This is a genomic window from Ardenticatenales bacterium (assembly GCA_020634515.1).
Taxonomy (GTDB): Bacteria; Chloroflexota; Anaerolineae; order Promineifilales; family Promineifilaceae; genus JAGVTM01.
In genome coordinates this window covers 42052-62689 of record JACKBL010000011.1, presented here as the reverse complement: position 1 = coordinate 62689, position 20638 = coordinate 42052, and the positions used below count along the sequence as shown (strand labels likewise).

The window sequence follows — 20638 nt, the reverse complement described above, 5'->3', positions numbered from 1 at the left end:
GGGGCAACACCATGGAACTGGAAGCGGCTCAAATCGAGGCTTATCTGGAAGACACCAACGGTCAGCACGTGGAAATTAAGCAGATCGGCGTGCTGGGGCAAAAGGACACGGGCAGCGCCGCTTTGAAAGCGTTTGGCTATGGCCACCCCATCTACGTTGACTACCAGACCAACGGGAGCAATCCCAACCGCATTGTGCTGCGCCAGGTCAACCGCAATGGCTTTGGCCGCGAAATGGACAGCGACCGCGCCGCCGCCATCTGGCTTGATTTCCACGCATTCAACCATCTTCCCGCCCACATCCGCGCTCACGATATGGTAGCCGTGGATGTCGCCGGTCGGCTGGCCTCCATCGGCCAAACGGAGGAATTGCTGCTGGTGACGGAGTACGCCACCGGACAACCCTATGCACGGGATTTGATGCGCATCCGCGATAATGGCTACATGGAGGAAGAGGACTGCGCCCGCGCCCGTGCCCTGGCGACCTACCTGGCGCACATTCACACGCAAAAACACACCGATCCGCTGCTCTGGCGGCGACGCATCCGCGATCTGGTGGGGCATGGCGAGGGCATCATGGGGCTGACGGACAGTTACCCCGCGGATTTCCCGCTCATTTCGCCGGCGGACCTGTGCGCCATCGAACAAAGGGCAATCGAATGGCGCTGGCGGCTAAAACCGCTGACGCACCGGCTCAGCCAGGTGCATGGAGATTTCCACCCATTCAACGTCATCTTCCGCACCGACACGTTTTTCACGCTGATCGACCGCAGCCGCGGCCCCTGGGGAGAACCCGCGGACGATGTCAGTTGCATGACGATCAATTATTTATTCTTCTCTTTGCAGCGATACGGGCGGCTGGATGGCCCATTCCAGGACCTCTATCTGGCTTTTTGGGAGACGTATTTGCGGCAAACGGAGGACCGCGGCTTTCCGGCGGTGATTCAACCGTGGTATGCCTGGCGGGCGCTGGTGCTGGCCAGCCCGCAGTGGTACAACGTGACGGATGAGGTACGGCTGAAGTTGCTGGCGTTTGCGCGCAATGTGCTGGCGTCACCCCATTTTGAGTGGCGCACGATCAATCGCTATCTGCATGATGCGTAGGGAGAGATGGCGGCGGACGCGGGATTTGCGGTGTGGTTGACGGGAATGCCGGCATCGGGCAAAACCACCCTCGCCCACGCCCTCCAAACCCACCTCGCCGCGCAAGGCATCCCCACCATCCTCCTCGACTCCGACGACCTCCGCCCCATCCTCACCCCCCAACCCACCTACACCCCCGACGAACGCGACCGGTTCTACGCCATCCTCGGCCAGTTGGCCGCCTGGCTCACCCGCCAGGGCCTCAACGTCCTCATCGCCGCCACCGCCAACCGCCGCGCCTACCGCGACCAGGCCCGCCGACTCATTCCCCGCTTCGCCGAAGTCTACGTCGCCTGTTCCCTCGCTACCTGCCAGGCGCGCGACCCCAAAGGCATCTACGCCCGCGCCCAGGCCGCCGCCCAGGACACCGTCCCCGGACTGGGAGCCGCCTACGAGCTACCCCTGACCCCCGAAGCCACCATCAACACCGAGGCTCTCTCCCCCGCCGCCGCCGCCGCCGCCGTTCTGACTCAACTGCCAGAGGACGTGGTCAATGGCTATTGACTGTTGCGTGTTTTCCGTTTTCTGTTATCCGTTGTGTGCTGCCCGTTTGTTGTGACACGCGCATAAGGTAAAAAATGCCGGCACTCCCCCATTCACGCACCCTTTCTCTCTTGTTCGCCCTCCTGCTCTTAGGCCTGACCGCCACTCTGGCCGCCGCCAACACCTCTTACGTCGTGCAGCCAGGCGACACCCTGGCCGCCATTAGCCGCCGCTTCCACGTCAGCATTGACGCCATCGTTCAAGCCAACAACATCCTCAACCCCAACTTGATTTACGCCGGGCAGACCCTCACCATCCCCAATGATGGCGATAACCCACCCGCGCCGACTCCACCACCAATCGGCAATGCAACCACCTATGTCGTGCAGCCAGGCGACACCCTCTACCGCGTTGCCCTCCGCTTTGGCGTCTCGCTGCAAGCCCTGGCGCAAACTAACAACATCAGCAACGTCAATTTCATTTACGTGGGCCAGGTTTTGGTCATTCCCGGCGCCGCCGCTTCCCCTCCGCCGCCAACCAACACACCCCAGGTCTCCCCGCCAGGCCCCACCCTCACGCCGCCGCCTGCCCCTGGCGGAGCCAACCTGCTACCCAATCCCTCCTTTGAAGGGGGCTGGTACAACCGCGACGGCGTGCCTGAATTCCAGGTTCCCGACCAATGGGTGCTGGAATGGGACGAAGGAGACAACCCCCTCGACCCTGACCCGTGGAACCGCTTTGTGCGCCCCGAAAGCCGCGTCCTCTCCCCCGCCTTCCTACCCCCATCAGAACATACGCTTTTCATATGGGATGGCTCCCAGACGGTGAAGATATTCAAGCAGTACGGAGCGATCAGTTTCCGCCTGCTGACCACCGTCTCCCTGCCACCCGCAACCTATGAGATGCAAATCAATGTCTTCCCCGACCTGGTATCCGCCTATGAAGGCGGGCAAAAGGTATGGGCGCCTGACCCGCGTTCCGGTGAGGTACGCCTCATTGTTGGCGGCAGCGGCAGCGGCTGGCTGCAACCTGCCTTCGGCCAGCGCAACACCTTCACCTACCGCTTTACTCTGGCCCAATCCCAGACCATCACCCTGGGCGCGGCCATGCGCGGGCGCTGGGCCATCGCCAACAACGGCTGGTTTATGGACGCCTGGGTCTTGCGAGTAGTCAGGTAAGAACTGTTCTGGAAGTTGGCGCGGAAAAACGCGGGGAAAAACAATGGTTCTCTGGGAATTCGTGGGGGCATGAGCTAAATATGGGGCGGAGTGGCGACTTTCGTCGGAACTGTTCCGGCTGAAGCCGCCACTCCCCTTGAGATACTAAAGAGCAAAAAAATCTGCGTCATCTGCGCAATCTGTGACTATTTTCGCCGGGGAATGAAATGAAGTACGTTTTTGGCCCAGTGCCATCAAGACGACTGGGCCGCTCATTGGGTATCGACACCATCCCGCTGAAGACGTGCAACTGGAACTGCGTCTACTGCCAGTTGGGGCGCACCATGCCCGTGACCCACCAACGCCGCGCATATTTCCCCGAGGCGGAAATTCTGGCCGAAGTGCAGACGGCGTTGGCCAGCCACCCGCCGGACGAGATTGATTGGGTGACGTTTGTCGGTTCGGGGGAGCCGACGTTGCACAGCGGCATCGGCGGGCTTATTCGGGCGGTGCGGCGACTAACGGACCTGCCCGTGGCCGTGATCACCAATGGCTCCCTGCTCTATTTGCCAGAAGTGCGCCAGGACCTGGTGGTTGCTGATGCCGTGATGCCCTCGGTAGATGCCGGCACGCCCGCCCTCTACCGCCACATCAACCGCCCCCACCCCCAGGCCACCTTTGCCCGCCTCATAGAAGGACTGACCGCCTTCCGCCAGGAATACAGCGGCAAACTGTGGGTCGAAATCATGCTCATACGCGACCTGAACGACACGGAAACCGCCCTGCGCGACATCGCCGCCGTTTTACGCCCCATTCGCCCCGATCAGGTCCATCTGAACCTGCCCACCCGCCCCCCGGCGGAAATCTGGGTACAACCCGCCGACGAAGAAGGCCTCATGCGCGCCAGAGCCATCCTCGGCGACATCGCCGCCGTGGTCCATCCCGCCGAAGGAACCTTTGACTTGAGCGGCTTTGATTCGCCCGTTGCCGCCATCACCAGCATCATCACCCGCCACCCCATGAGCCAGGCAGAACTGGAACGCGCGTTGGCCCGCTGGACGCCGGGGCAGGTGCGTCAGGTGCTGGCCGACCTGGAAGCCAGCGGACAAGCCCAAATCGTCAAACGCTACGGCATCCCCTTCTGGACCGCCGCCCCCGCGCACTACCCCGACGAAGCCCACAGCCTCGCCGCCGCCCCTGGTCCACAACGCCATCGCCGTGCAAGTCGTGAAAAGGGAGAAGCACGTTATAGATAATGAAGCGCGTTACGACCGCTGGCATTCCCTCTTCCGCGCTACGCTAGGGGAAACAGCGGCGGACCTGGACCCACAGGCGATCTACACCCATTTCCGGCCCACCTTTCACCGCCGGCAGCCGCTGCAAATCCTCTCCGCGGCCGCGCCCACGCCAGTCGGATTGAGCCGGCTGGAAGGGCTGCCCGACCTGCCGCCGACACTGACGTGGCCGGAACAGAATGGACAGGCATTGGATTTTTTAGCCCAGATCAACCTCGCGCATCTGGAAAAAGGGTTCCATCCCCTCTTGCCACCGCAAGGCTGGCTCTATTTCTTCGTCGGCGACTTCTGGAACCAAAACGTCATTCCTCACCACGTGCTGTATTATGACGGGGAAGTTTCCGACCTGGCCCCCACCCCGCCGCCCCCCGATTTACAGCCGCCGCAACAGTTGCTACGCGAAACTGCCCTGCTCAGCCTGACGGCCGGCTTCACGATGGACCCCGATCTGCTGCCCGTTTTCTGGTCCAGAAGCTACGATGAAAGCAAGGAGTAACTATTCACGTCTCCGAAAGATTGGACCAATTTTGCAGACATTAACCAGATTTAACCAGAGCAAATTGGTCCAATCTGGGCAGATGACCTGTATAGTCACATTCTTCTTTTGTGGAATGGGATTACAGAATAGGCGTTTTGAAAGGCATCAGCAATTCCAATTATGGTAGGGGCGGGATGGCGCGGAATAGACCTGTAGGAAACAAGCGGCCTCGTCTCCGCGCCATCTCGCCCGCACAGGCCGTAAATTCGGGCGAGATGACCGGGAGACAACACCTTACGCTAGACGAAGGGAAATTCTATCACGTGATCTGTGGCAAGCAATGTGGTGAAAAAAAGAAACGGAGTCTCTCCAGGAGACTCCGTTCTTAAAGGCAGGGGGGAGTTCACTCAACGGCGCGGCGGCGACCGAGGAGGAAGCCGAGCAGGCCAACGCCGACCGTGAGGCCGGCAACCATCGCCCGGTAAGGTCTGCGGCGCGCGCTAACCCCCTTGGCCATGACGGGCATTTTTGCCAGTTTGGCGGCGGCATCTGCCTGCACCTGGGCAAACAATGCCGGGTCCTGGCGATATCTGGCGGCCAGGGTCTGTTTTTCCGCAAATGCCTCGTCGCTAATGTAGTCGCCAAAGGAGCGCAGGCCGGCAATCTGGAATTCGTGCTTCTTGAAGAGGCGGTAAATCTCCTTCACCCGCTCCATGGTAATGTTGCGCCCCAGGGTGTAATCCTCAAAGCGCCCTTCCATCGCCAGCAGCGCCGTCTCCGCCAGGCAGGCGTAGGCCGTCTTCGGGGGCAGGCCAATGTCGTAGCCAAAATCAATGTCCCCCGGAATCAGCACCTCGCCACTCTCAATCACCAGCACATCGGGGCGCAGGGCCGCTTCCGCTTTGTTGATGTCCGGCGGGCGGGCCACGTCGCAAATCACGGCCCCCGGCTTGCACTTGCTGATGTCGATGATGCGCTGGCCGAAGGCGGACGTGGCCGTTACCACCAGGTCGCAGGAAGGCAATGCCTCATCGGGGCGAGTGGCGATGACCACGTGCGCGCCGGGCGTTTCCGCCTGGATGGTGCGCTTTAGCTCAATGAGGCGCTCCGGTTCAATAGAGACGAGGACGACGTCGAAGATGGCTTGCGCCAGGAGGCGGGAGCAGACGGAGCCGATGGAACCGGTGGCCCCAACGATCATGACTTTGCCTTTGGTGAGGTCGGTGGCCCCCATTTTGATCACGGCCTGCTTGGCGGCTTCCAGGGTGGCGGCGACGGTGAGGCTGTTGCCGCTGGTGATGGCGATGTCGGCTTCGTGGGCCACGGTGATGCCGGCATCTCCCACCACACTCGTAAACGCCCCCAACCCCATAATGCGCGCCCCCCGTCGCTCCGCCATCCGCGCCGCCTGATTCAACTTGTTGTACGTAAACCGCTCCCCATGCGTCATCATCTGCCGCGGCGTCGCCCCTAGCGTGATCAGATGCCCCTCAATCCGCTGCCCCGTCGTCGGCGACTGCCCGCCCGTGATGCGCGAGAGATAAATGGGCGGAAAATGGGCCGCCACTCGTTCCACGATCTCGTCCGGGAAGAAGCGCGTCCAGCGGAAGCGACGGTCATTATGCACAAAGCGCACATCCAGCGGGTGAATGACGAAGGAGAAGCGGTTGATGCCTTGTTCTTGCGGTTGGAGGGTGCGGATTGCCGGCATCCATTCAATCTCCGCCAGCAAATCCAGATACGTATCCTCCGTCAATGGCGCGCCCGGATCAGACCGCAGCGCCACCAGTGTCGCCTCCACTGTCGCCGCCGACCATCGTCCCAGGTTGCCGCTGTCCAATGCCGGCATCATCGTCACCACAATTGACGCCCCCCGCCCGCGCAAATCCGTCAGGTCCGCCTCATTCGCATACTCCACCACCACCGTCTTCCGCTTCAACGACGCCGGCGCATAACGGCGAATCGCGCCCACATCCCCGGCGATAATATCCGCCCAATCAAACGCCGATTCCGCCCGCGCCTCCGGCGTGCCATTCGGCTGCGGCTGCAAACGGGCAAACGGCGCATCCTTCAACTGCTCCAACGTCGGCGGCGCCGCCTGCTCCAACGTTTGGCGGCTGCCCACGCCGGGGAACCCGGGCAGGCCAAAGAAAATCATCGGATCGGCATAACGAATCGTGGACGTGCGCCGCTCCAACGCCTGCGCCAACCCCGCATGATTCAATCCCGGGACCATCAACACCCGCTTCTGGCTAAAAATACCCGGCTGCGCGCGATCCGCCAGAATCACGCCCCACCGCTCCAACCCGGCGCGAATACCACTGCCATCAACCACGGGGGTTGTCCGGGCAACCGTAGGGATCGTAGCCCCGGTTTCATGGGCGCGGCGGGCCGGGCCGAGTTGCAATTGTGCCGGCATTCCCTCCAACCCAATCGCATCTACCTGACTATCATATTCCTCAATAGCCGCCTCAACGCGAGCAACGTCCCCCTGGCAACCGATGCGCCTTATCCGCACCGTCTGACCCAGAAAGGTCACCTCTTCCACATTACTATCCTCATTCAAGTGTAGGATTATTATTTGCTTCATAGAACTCCTCCGTCAACAACCTGTTTACGTCGCGTTGATGCTGGTAATAGATGGGGAGACCGGCCAGGTATCGCCATCTGGCGCGCTCCCCGCAATCACCCACACCCCGGAAACCGTTTCAATGGGCCAGTCTGAGGTAAAGTCGTGTTATTCAGACGCAACTCTGGACTGGCTTATGAAGAAGTGTATCACAACAAGACAACTGTGGTGCAATGTGACCTGGCGGCTCCATTTATTGACTACGCTGGCCTGGTTATGCCAGGCAGGAATAGGATGTCAGGTAGAGAGGAGTAGTGGTTGGGCGCTGCCAACACCGCGGGGGATAGCCGCCAGTTACCAGTGGCGGGGAATGCGCCAGGGGCAGCGGTCGCCGGTGCGAAAACGAAGGCTGCGTTCAAGTTTCAGCTTGATTGCAGATCAAATGAGCCGTGTTTGCGGCTGCTCTGCAGCAAAATCGAGAAGGAAATCAACCCCAATCCCAGGTAGACCAGGCCGACCACCCCCTCCAATAAGAGTTCACGCAAGATCAGGTTGGCCGCTCCCCCTTCCAGGACCAGGCGGATCGCCTGCAGCCCATGCGTCAGGGGCAGGAGCAAACCGATCGTTCGCGCCCATTCAGGCAACGCCGTCAGCGGGAAGTTGACCCCACATAAAGAAGCGACCGTCAGAATCAGCACGTTGGAGAGTACATTGTGGAAACCACGCGTGCGCAGCGCAAAACTGCCAATAAGCAATCCCACACAATAGGAACTCAGCGTAATCAACAGCAATATCCCCAACACAAGAACAATCTGTAGCAGAGTAAATCGCAAACCCAGCAGCGGCCCCATGAGGAAAATGCCGACGACGCCCGTCAGGTAGCCATGAAGCCCCATACCGAAATTCCGCCCCGAGAGAACAAGCAACACGCTGCTGGGAGAGGCAATAATCAGCGGCAACGTTCCGGCGCGACGCTCCCAATTCACAGAGGCGGTGACAAAGACGATGGCGGTCGCCGTGAGCAGATAAACGGGATTCCCGATCAAGGCAAACTCCAGGAACTCCCGCCCGCCCACATAATTGGCCAGCAGAGTGAAGAAAATGACCTGCGTGGCCACGCGTGGCACCCAGGCTATCAGGTAGATGTGAGGGGGATAGAGCGTAAAGAAATCTCGCAAGGAGATTCGGGACAAACCGCGGAGAATTTGTAGATCCGTAATCATGGTTAGTTGCTAAATCCAATGGAACCTTCGTTCCGTACGCGGGTTTGAATTCTAACCAGCAAGGCGCGCCCGATCAGGCCGTAGACGAGGGTTAACAATGCCAGCGCCAGATAATAGGTGATAGAAACGGGCACGTCTGTCAAGGTTTGCTGTAACCCTTCGGATGCCCAGGATAGGGGCGTGATGCGGGAAAATGGTTGCAGCCATTGGGGAAGTGCCCCCACGGGTACGGCCAGTCCGCCAAGCAGGTAAAACGGGAAGCTCAACAGGTTTTGGAACAGACGCACAGAACGGGATAACACAAAGGTGCTGGCCATGATCAAGGCGATTGAGGAGATGGAAAGCGCCGCCAGCAAGTTCAAGGCCACAAAAGCGAGCGGTTGCTTGATTTCTACCACGATCCCAAAACCGAAGTAGGCGACCATAACGGCTTCCACGATAGCGATCAAGGAGATGAGGTTCACGGTGACGATGCGGCCAAACAGGGACAGCTCCAGGCCATGCCGCGGGGCAATCAGGAGTATTTCCAGCGACCCGTAGCTCCTTTCCACGCTGATTATTTCCCCGGAAACGTTCAGGGCTGTGGACCACATGCCGATCAAGGCGGGGGCAATAATCCCAAACAGGGCCAGAGAGTCCAACCGCCCGGTAGCCTTAAAAAGCAGCAAGAATAACAGGGTATAAAAGATCGGTTGCAGCACGCTCGCCAGGATAAAATCGACGGGCGAAAGCAGCGCCAGCCGCCACTGCATGCGCACACCTGCCCACAAAACGCGCAGCGAATTAATCATGTTTCTGTCCTTTCATCCCTAGTAGCTGGATGTAAACGTCTTCCAGTGAAGGTTCACGGCTGTTGATTTGCTGTACGTCCGTTTGGGACAACACCTGCAGAATGTGGGGGATGGCGTCTTTCTCGGCCTTAATCTGGAGGGAGAACCCTTCGGCGTTCGTGGACATCTGTACCTCGTGAACGCCAGCCATTTCCTCAAGTTGGGCCGACGGGGTTTGCGCGCCGACGTCGAATTCCACTTTCAGCAGTTGGATGCTTTCGATGGCCCGCGTCAGGGCGCGCGGGGTGTCGAGCGAGACGATCTCGCCCTCTTTAATGAAGGCCACACGATCACACATTGTTTCCGCTTCGTGCATCTGGTGGGTCGTCAATAATATGGTGATGCCTTCACTTTTTAGATTGCCGACCAGTGCGCGCAAATCGCGCGCCGCGACGGGGTCCAGCCCAATGGTCGGTTCGTCGAGGAAAATAACGGGCGGGGCGGACAGCAGGCCACGAGCAATATGCAGGCGTTGTTTGAGACCGCGCGAGAAGACTTCCACGCGATCGTCGGCCCGATCGTGCAAGCCCACCATTTCCAGCAAGCGGGTAATCCGTTGCGGGGCTACGTCGCGCGGCACGCGATAGAGCGCGGCCCAATGTTCCATATTTTCGCGCGCAGTAAGCCGGTAGTAAAGTCCCCGCTCACCCCCCAGCACAACACCGATACATTTTCTCACCTGCTCTGTCTGCCGTACCACATCGTAACCGGCGACAAAGGCGCGTCCAGAGGTTGGCAAGAGCATGGTAGACAGGATTTTAATGAAAGTGGTTTTGCCGGCACCATTCGGCCCCAGCAAACCAAACAACTCCCCCTGCTTTACCTGCAAATTAATCCCTTTCAGAGCTTCCCGTTTCACCTGGGTCTTGCGGAAAATTCCCCGTGTCGTCTCGTAAACACGACGCAGGTCTTCTGTTTCCAATGAATAGTCTGATTGCGTTTTCAAAAAAACCTCCCTTTATGTCACTGAAAAAACCGGGTTTTTCGATTGTGCGGCTGAAATTAGAGTGGTTCGTGTGTAAAAACCCGGTTTTTGGCTTGTACAGGTACGACGCGCTTTTCCAGGTGTGTCGTCCCTCAGCGCAATTTTTCCACCAGGTATGCGCCCAAACGCCTGACGTCCGGCTCACGTACCAGAGAAAAGTGGTCGCCCGGCAGATATTGTGTCTCTACTTCCCCCTTGAGCACCTGGGGCCAGCGTTGAATGCCGGCAACTTCCTCAGGTTCATTGTCTTCCGCCACACACAGCAACACCCGCCCGCCATATTGTTGCGGCGCGTATTCCGCCAGCGCGCGCCAGTTTGCCTTGAAAACGGCAAAGCGCCGCGCCAGTTGCGGCGGGGTAAAGTCGGGCAGCACGAGATTCGCCTGCCGGGCTTCATGGAGTACGTGTAGCAGCATCTCCGCGACATCCCGGCCAGCGGGAATCTGCCGCCTTGACCGCGCCGGCAGGCCCAGGTGACGCGCAAATTGCCGCAGAAGATAGGCGTCATCCGACGCGCGCGCGTCCCTATCGGCGGGAAAATGCGCATCTATCAACACCAGGCTATCCACATCCTTCCCCTGCGCCTGCAACTGCTGGGCCATCTCCAGGGCAACCACCCCACCCATAGACCAGCCACCAATCTGGTAAGGTCCCCGCGACTGCACTTCTTGCAGCAAAAGGTTGTAAGTATGCGCCATTCTTTCTATTTGCGTAAATGGCTCTTCTGGCCCATCCACTCCCCGCGCCTGAAAACCATAACAGGGCCGACCATCCAGGTGGCGCAATAGATCCGCATAGCAGAAAACTGTACCGCCGACGGGATGAACGAGAAACAGGGGGGTTTTTCGCGCGTCTCCCGCTTGCAACAGCACAATAGTCGCATCGTGTGTGGGTTGCGCGTTGCGCCGGCGCAGGGCGATGGACAGGCTTTCGATGGTTCTATCTTGAAATAATTGCGTTAATGGGATTGATTGCCCCCACTGTTCTCGAATGCGGGCCATTATCTGGATGGCCAGCAAAGATTGCCCGCCCAATTCAAAGTAGTCGTCATTGACACCGATCGGGCGAATTTGCAGCACGTCTTCCCATATTTTGACGAGATCGAGTTCTATGTCATCTCGCGGGCCGATAACGGATTGGGTCGGATCAGGGTCAGCAATCGCTAATGCCGGCAACGCCTGGCGGTCTATCTTCCCGTTGGCCGTGGTGGGAAATGCCGGCAACTGTTCAATCACCGCCGGCAGCATATATGCCGGCAGCCGCCCCCGCGCATACGCCAGCAACCCGCGCCGGTCTATCGCCGCTCCCCCTTCCCCCACCACATAGCCGACCAGCCGCGCCCCGCTGCCGCTGCCCATCACCGCCGCCACCGCCCCCTGCACCCCTTCATACCCCGCCAGCACCGCCTCCACTTCCCCCAACTCAATGCGATACCCGCGCACCTTCACCTGCTGGTCCGCCCGACCCACGAACAAGATCTCCCCCGTCGCCCCATACCGCGCCAGGTCGCCGGTGCGGTACAGCCGCTCCCCGCCCCGCCGGCTGTAAGGATGGGGCAGAAACCGCTCCGCCGTCAGCCCTGGTCGCCCGTGATACCCACGCGCCAACCCGTCGCCGCTGACGTACAACTCCCCCACCACGCCTGCCGGCGTCGGTTGCAGCCAGCGGTCCAGGATGTACGCCTGGCTGTTGTCCACCGGTCGCCCGATGGGCGGCGTCACCGTCCGCGGCGGCGTCACCGTCCAGGTAGAGACGACGCTGTTCTCCGTGGGACCATAATTGTTCACCAGCGCAAACGGCAGCCCCGGCGGCGGCCCGTGCTGCAATTTATCCCCTCCTGTCAGCAACGTCCGCAGCGCCATTGACGCCGGCCAGGGCAGCGCCAGCGCCGCTTCCGCCAGCGGCGTGGGCAGGAACGCGATCGTGATCGCCTGCTCCGCCAGCCAGGCGATCAGGGCTGACGGCGTCGTGCGCGTCGCTTCGTCGGGGATGTGCAGGCTGGCCCCCCGGCACAGGTAGGGCCACGTCTCCAGTACGGAGGCGTCGAAGGCGGGACTGGCGACCAGCGTGGCCCGGTCTGTCGCTTGGATGCCAAAGACCCGCCATTGCCAGGCGACCAGCCGGTTCAGCCCCCGGTGGGGCACAGTCACCCCCTTCGGCTGACCGGTGGAGCCGGACGTGTAGATGATGTAGGCCGCCTGCTCCGGGGCGTAGCAGCCGGGCGGGTCTATCGCCGGCTGTTGGCTGAGGAGGTCCTGGTCCGCCGCGCCGTCCAACAAGACCACCGGACACGCCGCTATTCCCTCCGGTCGCAGCCGGCTCTCGGTCAGCAGCACCGCCGCCCGGCTGTCCCGCAAAATGTAGCGCAGTCGCCGCGGCGGATAGGCCGGGTCCAGCGGCACGTAGCAGCCGCCCGCTTTCAGCACCGCCAGCGCCGCCACCACGCCGGCGACAGACCGCTCCAGACAGATGGCTACCGCCGTCTCCGTCGTCACCCCCCGCGCCCGCAGCAGGTGCGCCAGTTGGTTCGCCTGCCGGTTCAGCTCCCCGTAGCTCAACCTCTCCCCCCCTGCCTGCACCGCGATTCGTTCCGGCTGCGCTGCCGCCTGCGCGGCCACCCGTTCCACCACGCTCGTTATCTCGTCGTAGGCGTGCGCCGTCTCGTTCCAGGTCTCCACGACCTGCCGTCGTTCCGCCTCCGTCAGCAGCGGCACTTCCCCCAGCGGCGTCCGCGGCTGCGCCACCACATGCCGCAGCACCGTTTCATATTGGCGGATGATTTGCGCCACCCGCGCTTCGCTGAACAGGTCCCGGTTGTATTCCAGCCGTCCGCGAATGCCGCTCCCCCCTACCGCCAGCGACAGGCTGAGGTCGAACTTGGCCGTTTCCGTCTCGGCGCGCACCCCGCTCACCTGCACTCCCGCCAGTTCCAGGTTGTTCGTCCCCGGCGTGTTTTGCAGCGCGAACATCACCTGGAACAGCGGCGTGGCGTTCAGGTTCCGCCGCGGTTGTAGTTTCTCCACCAGCAGGTCAAACGGCAGGTCTTGATGCGTGTACGCCCCCAGCGCCGTCTCCCGCACCGCCCCCAGCAGCTCCAGGAAACTCATCTCCGACCGCAACGCCGTTCGCAACACCAGCGTGTTCACGAAGAATCCGATCAGGTGCTCGATCTCCGCCCGGTTCCGGTTGGCGATGGGCGTGCCGATGCTGATCTCTTCCTGCCCGCTCAAGCGGTACAGCAGCAGTTTGAACGCGGCCAGCAGCGTCATGAACAACGTCCCCCCCGCCTGCCGGCTCACCTGCCTGACCCCCTCGCTCAACGCTGCGTCTAGCTGGAAGCGACGCACCCGCCCGGCGAACGTCTGCACCTCTGGTCGGGGCAGGTCGTGTATGGTCGCTATCTGCCCGCTCCCGACCGGCAACTGTTTGCGCCAGTAGGCCAGTTGCGCCGCCAGCACTCCTGTCGCCAGTTCCCGTTGCTGCCAGTGGGCGAAGTCGGCGTACTGCACCGGCAGCGGCGGCAGCATCACCGGGCGCTGTCCCACTTCCCCGTTGTACAATTGGCTCAGCTCGCGCATCAGGATGCCCATCGACCAGCCGTCGGAGATGATGTGGTGCATGGTCAGCAGCAGCAGGTAGGCCCCCTCATCTATCCGCGCCAGTTTCACCCGCAGCAGCGCCCCCTCGTCCAGCCGGAACGGCTGCACCGCTTCTGCTTGCACCCGCCGCGCCTGTTCCTCCTCTCCCACCCCCCGCCAGTCGGCTGTCACCAGCTTCACTTCCCCTCTGGCGGCGATGATTTGCCCCAGGTCTTCCCCCTGGCGCACCAGCCGTGTGCGCAGAATCTCGTGCCGGGCCACAATCCTGTCCAGGCTGTGTTCCAGCGCCGCCACGTTCACCTCTCCCTCCAGGCGCAGCGCCACCGGGATGTTGTAGGCCGCGCTCCCCGGCGACAGTTGTTCCAGGAACCAGATCCGCCGCTGCGCGTAGGATGCCGGCATCACCCCCTCCCGCTTCGTCGCTTCAATCCCGCCTGCCGCCGCTTCCCTGCTCCCCATTCCCGCCGTCACCGCCGCGGCCACCCCGGCCACCGTCGGCGTCTCAAACAGCCGCCGCAGCGACACCTCCACCCCGAACAATTGCCGCAGCCGGGAAATCACCTGCGTCGCCAGCAGCGAATGCCCCCCCAACTCGAAGAAGTTCTGCTGCACCCCGACCCATTCCTGTTCCAGCACCTCCGCCCACACCCCGGCCACGCTCTCTTCGATGGGTGTGCGCGCCATCTGCTCCGGCCCCGCTTTCTCCTCTGCTCCGATGCTCATTGCCGGCAACGCCTGGCGGTCTATCTTCCCGTTGGCCGTGGTGGGAAATGCCGGCAACTGTTCAATCACCGTCGGCAGCATATATGCCGGCAGCCGCCCCCGCGCATACACCAGCAACCCGCGCCGGTCTATCGCCGCTCCCCCTTCCCCCACCACATAGCCGACCAGCCGCGCCCCGCCGCCGCTGCCCATCACCGCCGCCACCGCCCCCTGCACCCCTTCATACCCCGCCAGCACCGCCTCCACTTCCCCCAACTCAATGCGATACCCGCGCACCTTCACCTGCTGGTCCGCCCGACCCACGAACAAGATCTCCCCCGTCGCCCCATACCGCGCCAGGTCGCCGGTGCGGTACAGCCGCTCCCCGCCCCGCCGGCTGTAGGGATGGGGCAGAAACCGCTCCGCCGTCAGCCCTGGTCGCCCGTGATACCCTCGCGCCAACCCGTCGCCGCTGACGTACAACTCCCCCACCACGCCTGCCGGCGTCGGTTGCAGCCAGCGGTCCAGGATGTACGCCTGGCTGTTGTCCACCGGTCGCCCGATGGGCGGCGTCACCGTCCGCGGCGGCGTCACCGTCCAGGTAGAGACGACGCTGTTCTCCGTGGGACCATAATTGTTCACCAGCGCAAACGGCAGCCCCGGCGGCGGCCCGTGCTGCAATTTATCCCCTCCTGTCAGCAACGTCCGCAGCGCCATTGACGCCGGCCAGGGCAGCGCCAGCGCCGCTTCCGCCAGCGGCGTGGGCAGGAACGCGATCGTGATCGCCTGCTCCGCCAGCCAGGCGATCAGGGCTGACGGCGTCGTGCGCGTCGCTTCGTCGGGGATGTGCAGGCTGGCCCCCCGGCACAGGTAGGGCCACGTCTCCAGTACGGAGGCGTCGAAGGCGGGACTGGCGACCAGCGTGGCCCGGTCTGTCGCTTGGATGCCAAAGACCCGCCATTGCCAGGCGACCAGCCGGTTCAGCCCCCGGTGGGGCACAGTCACCCCCTTCGGCTGACCGGTGGAGCCGGACGTGTAGATGATGTAGGCCGCCTGCTCCGGGGCGTAGCAGCCGGGCGGGTCTATCGCCGGCTGTTGGCTGAGGAGGTCCTGGTCCGCCGCGCCGTCCAACAAGACCACCGGACACGCCGCTATTCCCTCCGGTCGCAGCCGGCTCTCGGTCAGCAGCACCGCCGCCCGGCTGTCCCGCAAAATGTAGCGCAGTCGCCGCGGCGGATAGGCCGGGTCCAGCGGCACGTAGCAGCCGCCCGCTTTCAGCACCGCCAGCGCCGCCACCACGCCGGCGACAGACCGCTCCAGACAGATGGCTACCGCCGTCTCCGTCGTCACCCCCCGCGCCCGCAGCAGGTGCGCCAGTTGGTTCGCCTGCCGGTTCAGCTCCCCGTAGCTCAACCTCTCCCCCCCTGCCTGCACCGCGATTCGTTCCGGCTGCGCTGCCGCCTGCGCGGCCACCCGTTCCACCACGCTCGTTATCTCGTCGTAGGCGTGCGCCGTCTCGTTCCAGGTCTCCACGACCTGCCGTCGTTCCGCCTCCGTCAGCAGCGGCACTTCCCCCAGCGGCGTCCGCGGCTGCGCCACCACATGCCGCAGCACCGTTTCATATTGGCGGATGATTTGCGCCACCCGCGCTTCGCTGAACAGGTCCCGGTTGTATTCCAGCCGTCCGCGAATGCCGCTCCCCCCTACCGCCAGCGACAGGCTGAGGTCGAACTTGGCCGTTTCCGTCTCGGCGCGCACCCCGCTCACCTGCACTCCCGCCAGTTCCAGGTTGTTCGTCCCCGGCGTGTTTTGCAGCGCGAACATCACCTGGAACAGCGGCGTGGCGTTCAGGTTCCGCCGCGGTTGTAGTTTCTCCACCAGCAGGTCAAACGGCAGGTCTTGATGCGTGTACGCCCCCAGCGCCGTCTCCCGCACCGCCCCCAGCAGCTCCAGGAAACTCATCTCCGACCGCAACGCCGTTCGCAACACCAGCGTGTTCACGAAGAATCCGATCAGGTGCTCGATCTCCGCCCGGTTCCGGTTGGCGATGGGCGTGCCGATGCTGATCTCTTCCTGCCCGCTCAAGCGGTACAGCAGCAGTTTGAACGCGGCCAGCAGCGTCATGAACAACGTCCCCCCCGCCTGCCGGCTCACCTGCCTGACCCCCTCGCTCAACGCTGCGTCTAGCTGGAAGCGACGCACCCGCCCGGCGAACGTCTGCACCTCTGGTCGGGGCAGGTCGTGTATGGTCGCTATCTGCCCGCTCCCGACCGGCAACTGTTTGCGCCAGTAGGCCAGTTGCGCCGCCAGCACTCCTGTCGCCAGTTCCCGTTGCTGCCAGTGGGCGAAGTCGGCGTACTGCACCGGCAGCGGCGGCAGCATCACCGGGCGCTGTCCCACTTCCCCGTTGTACAATTGGCTCAGCTCGCGCATCAGGATGCCCATCGACCAGCCGTCGGAGATGATGTGGTGCATGGTCAGCAGCAGCAGGTAGGCCCCCTCATCTATCCGCGCCAGTTTCACCCGCAGCAGCGCCCCCTCGTCCAGCCGGAACGGCTGCACCGCTTCTGCTTGCACCCGCCGCGCCTGTTCCTCCTCTCCCACCCCCCGCCAGTCGGCTGTCACCAGCTTCACTTCCCCTCTGGCGGCGATGATTTGCCCCAGGTCTTCCCCCTGGCGCACCAGCCGTGTGCGCAGAATCTCGTGCCGGGCCACAATCCTGTCCAGGCTGTGTTCCAGCGCCGCCACGTTCACCTCTCCCTCCAGGCGCAGCGCCACCGGGATGTTGTAGGCCGCGGTCCCCGGCGACAGTTGTTCCAGGAACCAGATCCGCCGCTGCGCGTAGGATGCCGGCATCACCCCCTCCCGCTTCGTCGCTTCAATCCCGCCACCCGCCGCCGCTTCCCTGCTCCCCATTCCCGCCGTCACCGCCGCGGCCACCCCGGCCACCGTCGGCGTCTCAAACAGCCGCCGCAGCGACACCTCCACCCCGAACAACTGCCGCAGCCGGGAAATCACCTGCGTCGCCAGCAGCGAATGCCCCCCCAACTCGAAGAAGTTCTGCTGCACCCCGACCCATTCCCGTTCCAGCACCTCCGCCCACACCCCGGCCACGCTCTCTTCGATGGGTGTGCGCGCCATCTGCTCCGGCCCCGCTTTCTCCTCTGCTCCGATGCTCAATGCCGGCAACGCCTGCCGGTCTATCTTCCCGTTGGCCGTGGTGGGAAATGCCGGCAACTGTTCAATCACCGCCGGCAGCATATATGCCGGCAGCCGCCCCCGCGCATACGCCAGCAACCCACGCCGGTCTACCGCCGCCCCCCCTTCCCCCACCACATAGCCGACCAGCCGCGCCCCGCTGCCGCTGCCCATCACCGCCGCCACCGCCCCCTGCACCCCTTCATACCCCGCCAGCACCGCCTCCACTTCCCCCAACTCAATGCGATACCCGCGCACCTTCACCTGCTGGTCCGCCCGACCCACGAACAAGATCTCCCCCGTCGCCCCATACCGCGCCAGGTCGCCGGTGCGGTACAGCCGCTCCCCGCCCCGCCGGCTGTAAGGATGGGGCAGAAACCGCTCCGCCGTCAGCCCTGGTCGCCCGTGATACCCACGCGCCAACCCGTCGCCGCTGACGTACAACTCCCCCACCACGCCTGCCGGCGTCGGTTGCAGCCAGCGGTCCAGGATGTACGCCTGGCTGTTGTCCACCGGCTGCCCGATGGGGATGATGGGCCGGGCAGCATCAGCAGCGACAAGAGGCTGCCAGGTGGTCACAATCGTGGCTTCCGTGGGGCCATAGGTGTTGTATAGCCGTACGTCGTCGCCGACCGCGCGCTGCCAGGAGGCCACGCGCTCCCGGTTGGCGCTTTCGCCGCCAATAATCACCAGGCGCAGGTGGTCAGGAAGGGGAATGGGATCAGTCTCTAATTGGGCGACCAGTTCGTGCCAGTAAGCTGTCGGTAAGTCCAGGATGGTGATCTTCCAGGTCGCGCACTGCTCCAAAAATGTGCGGGCGCTGGCCATCATGGCGTCTGTGCGCAAGATGATAGTGCCGCCGGTGGCCAGGATGGGATAGATCTCTTCGGCGGCGGTATCGAAACTGAGCGAGGCAAACTGGAGCATTCGATCCGTTGGTTGCAGGTCAAATTGCCGGCAGGCTGCCTGCACATAGTTGCTCAAACCCCGATGGGATGCCATAACGCCTTTTGGACGTCCCGTTGAGCCTGAGGTGTAGATGAGGTAAGCCACGTTATCTGCCGCCAACGCGAGGGGGAGATCGGCGCTGCTTTCGGCAGCGATACGCGGCCAATCGGCATCGAGGTCAATCAGGCTGCCGGCATAGTCAGGGAAAAGGTCGGCGGCGTTATTTCCGCCGGTTACGAGGATTGACAGACCACTGTCTTCGACCATGAAGGAGAGGCGGGCCTGGGGATAATCGGGGTCCAGGGGCACGTAGGCGCTGCCCGCTTTCAGGATACCAAGCAGACCGACGAGCATCTGGCAGGAACGATTGACGCACAGGCCAACGAGTACGTCCGGCCCCGCGCCGTGTTTCCGCAACTGGCGCGCCAGTTGATTCGCCTGTGCATCCAGCCTGGCGTAGGTGATTGTGTCGGTGGGGGAAATGCCGGCAATTGCCCGCGGCGCGCGCCTGGCCTGAGCGACAAATAGATCGAGCACCGTCTGGGCCGGATGGGTCACTCTGGTCACCGTCGCTTGAGAAAGGCGTTCTTCTCGCTGTGGGGATGTCAGGAGAGGCAGGCGGGATATGGCGACGTTCGGCGTCGTCACGATGGCTTGCAGTAACACCTGGAAGTGGGCGAGCATGCGCGAGATCGTGTCGTCACGGAACAGGCTGGCGTCATACTCCACCGCCCCTTGCAACGCCTGATCAACGTCCCACATGAGCAGCGTCATGTCAAAGACGGTCGTTTCGCGCTCGCGCAAGAAGAAACCCGCCTCCACATCCGGCAGGCTCAATCCGCTCCTGGGCGCGTTTTGAAAGGCAAACATCACCTGAAAAAGGGGGGAGTTCGCCAGTTCCCGCGCCGGCTGCATCATTTCCACCACCTGCTCAAATGGCACATCCTGGTGCGCCAACGCCCCCGTCGAAGTCTCGTGTACCTGGTGTAATAATTGCAGAAAAGGGGGGTCGCCGGACAGGTCGGACCGCAAGACGAGCGTATTCACGAAGATGCCAATGAGCTTCTTCAGCAGGTTATGATTGCGGCTGGAAGCGGGCACCCCGATCAGGATGTCCGTCTGGCCGGTGTAACGAAAGAAAAGCACGTTGAGCGCAGCCAGCATGGTGACAAACGTGGTCACCGACTGCTGCTGACTCAGGTTCCGGATCGCCTGGCTCAGTTCCTCCGGCAGGGAGAAGTACAGCCGTTTCCCGTGCATCTCCTGGCGGGGCACGCGCGGGAAGTCGGTGGGTAGCTCCAGCAGGGGGGAAAACCCTGTCAATTTGCGCTTCCAGTACGCCAGATGGTCCTCCAGCACTGCGTCTTGCAGCCAGGCCCGTTGCCAACTGGCGAAATCCGCGTATTGAATAGGTAATTCAGGCAGCGGGTCCGGACGGTCATGCAAAAAGGCGGCGTACAGGGCGCTGACCTCTTCTTTGAGGATGCCGATTGACCAGCCATCGGAGATGATGTGGTGCATGGTGAAGATCAAGACATATTCCTGCGCAGCCAGTTGCAGCAGGGATACGCGCAACAACGGCCCGGTCGTTAAGTCGAACGGCTGCCGTAATTCGGCGACGGCCCATTGACGGGCGTGTTGTTCTCGTTCTTCCTGAGGCAGATGACGGAAGTCCTGGAAAGTCCAGGCGCATGCAAGGTCCGGATGGATGATTTGAACGGGTTGTCCGTCTTGCTCAACAAAGGTGGTGCGCAACGTTTCGTGTCGCCGGACAACTTGCCGCACGCTGCGGGCGAGGAGATCGGGCCGCAGCGGACCCTGTAAACGCGTGAGGTTGGAGACGTGATAGGCGGAGCGATCGACGACGAGTTGGTCCAACACCCATAGCCGTTCCTGGGCGAAGGAGAGGGGCATGTTGGCGTCGCGCGGTGCCGGCAAAATAGGCGGCGCTTCACGTTGTGTTCGAATGATTCTTCTGATCGTATTCCACATGATTGTTCTCGCTGCCTGGGGGAGAAACAACCGCCAG

General features: G+C 62.5%; 9 protein-coding genes and 1 pseudogene. 5 read left to right on the top strand and 5 right to left on the bottom strand.

Going from position 1 to position 20638, the window contains the following annotated elements:
• Window positions 1-11 precede the first annotated feature (11 nt).
• From H6650_22025 to H6650_22005, 5 genes are all read left to right on the top strand, one after another.
• On the top strand, window positions 12-1103 hold the full coding sequence (locus H6650_22025; GenBank protein ID MCB8954691.1) for a phosphotransferase: 1092 nt from the start codon (window positions 12-14) through the stop codon (window positions 1101-1103).
• Between the two features lie 6 nt (window positions 1104-1109).
• Window positions 1110-1646, top strand: a complete 537-nt coding sequence (locus H6650_22020; protein MCB8954690.1) for an adenylyl-sulfate kinase — start codon at window positions 1110-1112, stop codon at window positions 1644-1646.
• 74 nt (window positions 1647-1720) lie between these two features.
• Entirely contained in the window at window positions 1721-2803 is a 1083-nt protein-coding gene (locus H6650_22015) for a LysM peptidoglycan-binding domain-containing protein (GenBank protein ID MCB8954689.1), read from the top strand.
• A gap of 206 nt (window positions 2804-3009) precedes the next feature.
• Window positions 3010-4038: a radical SAM protein gene (locus H6650_22010; GenBank protein MCB8954688.1), complete on the top strand. Its 1029-nt coding sequence runs from the start codon at window positions 3010-3012 to the stop codon at window positions 4036-4038.
• On the top strand, window positions 4010-4573 hold the full coding sequence (locus H6650_22005; GenBank protein MCB8954687.1) for a DUF1963 domain-containing protein: 564 nt from the start codon (window positions 4010-4012) through the stop codon (window positions 4571-4573). Before H6650_22010 ends, H6650_22005 begins: the two co-directional genes overlap by 29 nt.
• 577 nt (window positions 4574-5150) lie before the next feature.
• Here the strand turns inward: H6650_22005 and H6650_22000 are convergent.
• From H6650_22000 to H6650_21980, 5 genes and pseudogenes are all read right to left on the bottom strand, one after another.
• Window positions 5151-7145 (bottom strand): annotated as a pseudogene (locus tag H6650_22000) (serine carboxypeptidase).
• Between the two features lie 401 nt (window positions 7146-7546).
• Window positions 7547-8347, bottom strand: a complete 801-nt coding sequence (locus tag H6650_21995) for an ABC transporter permease (GenBank protein MCB8954686.1) — start codon at window positions 8345-8347, stop codon at window positions 7547-7549.
• Between the two features lie 2 nt (window positions 8348-8349).
• On the bottom strand, window positions 8350-9138 hold the full coding sequence (locus tag H6650_21990) for an ABC transporter permease (GenBank protein ID MCB8954685.1): 789 nt from the start codon (window positions 9136-9138) through the stop codon (window positions 8350-8352).
• Complete coding sequence (locus tag H6650_21985) at window positions 9131-10054, bottom strand: ABC transporter ATP-binding protein (protein ID MCB8954684.1); 924 nt, start codon at window positions 10052-10054, stop codon at window positions 9131-9133. Before H6650_21985 ends, H6650_21990 begins: the two co-directional genes overlap by 8 nt.
• Before the next feature lie 200 nt (window positions 10055-10254).
• The gene (locus H6650_21980; protein MCB8954683.1) at window positions 10255-20601 is read right to left on the bottom strand and encodes an amino acid adenylation domain-containing protein; all 10347 of its coding nucleotides are present in this window, start codon (window positions 20599-20601) and stop codon (window positions 10255-10257) included.
• Window positions 20602-20638: the final 37 nt, after the last annotated feature.

What these genes read in the sequence shown, in the direction of transcription:
- H6650_22025 (MCB8954691.1), top strand. Translation starts at nt 12, where the DNA reads ATGGAACTGGAAGCGGCTCAAATCGAGGCTTATCTGGAAGACACCAAC.
- H6650_22020 (MCB8954690.1), top strand. Translation starts at nt 1,110, where the DNA reads ATGGCGGCGGACGCGGGATTTGCGGTGTGGTTGACGGGAATGCCGGCA.
- H6650_22015 (MCB8954689.1), top strand. Translation starts at nt 1,721, where the DNA reads ATGCCGGCACTCCCCCATTCACGCACCCTTTCTCTCTTGTTCGCCCTC.
- H6650_22010 (MCB8954688.1), top strand. Translation starts at nt 3,010, where the DNA reads ATGAAGTACGTTTTTGGCCCAGTGCCATCAAGACGACTGGGCCGCTCA.
- H6650_21995 (MCB8954686.1), bottom strand. Translation starts at nt 8,347, where the DNA reads ATGATTACGGATCTACAAATTCTCCGCGGTTTGTCCCGAATCTCCTTG.
- H6650_21990 (MCB8954685.1), bottom strand. Translation starts at nt 9,138, where the DNA reads ATGATTAATTCGCTGCGCGTTTTGTGGGCAGGTGTGCGCATGCAGTGG.
- H6650_21980 (MCB8954683.1), bottom strand. Translation starts at nt 20,601, where the DNA reads ATGTGGAATACGATCAGAAGAATCATTCGAACACAACGTGAAGCGCCG.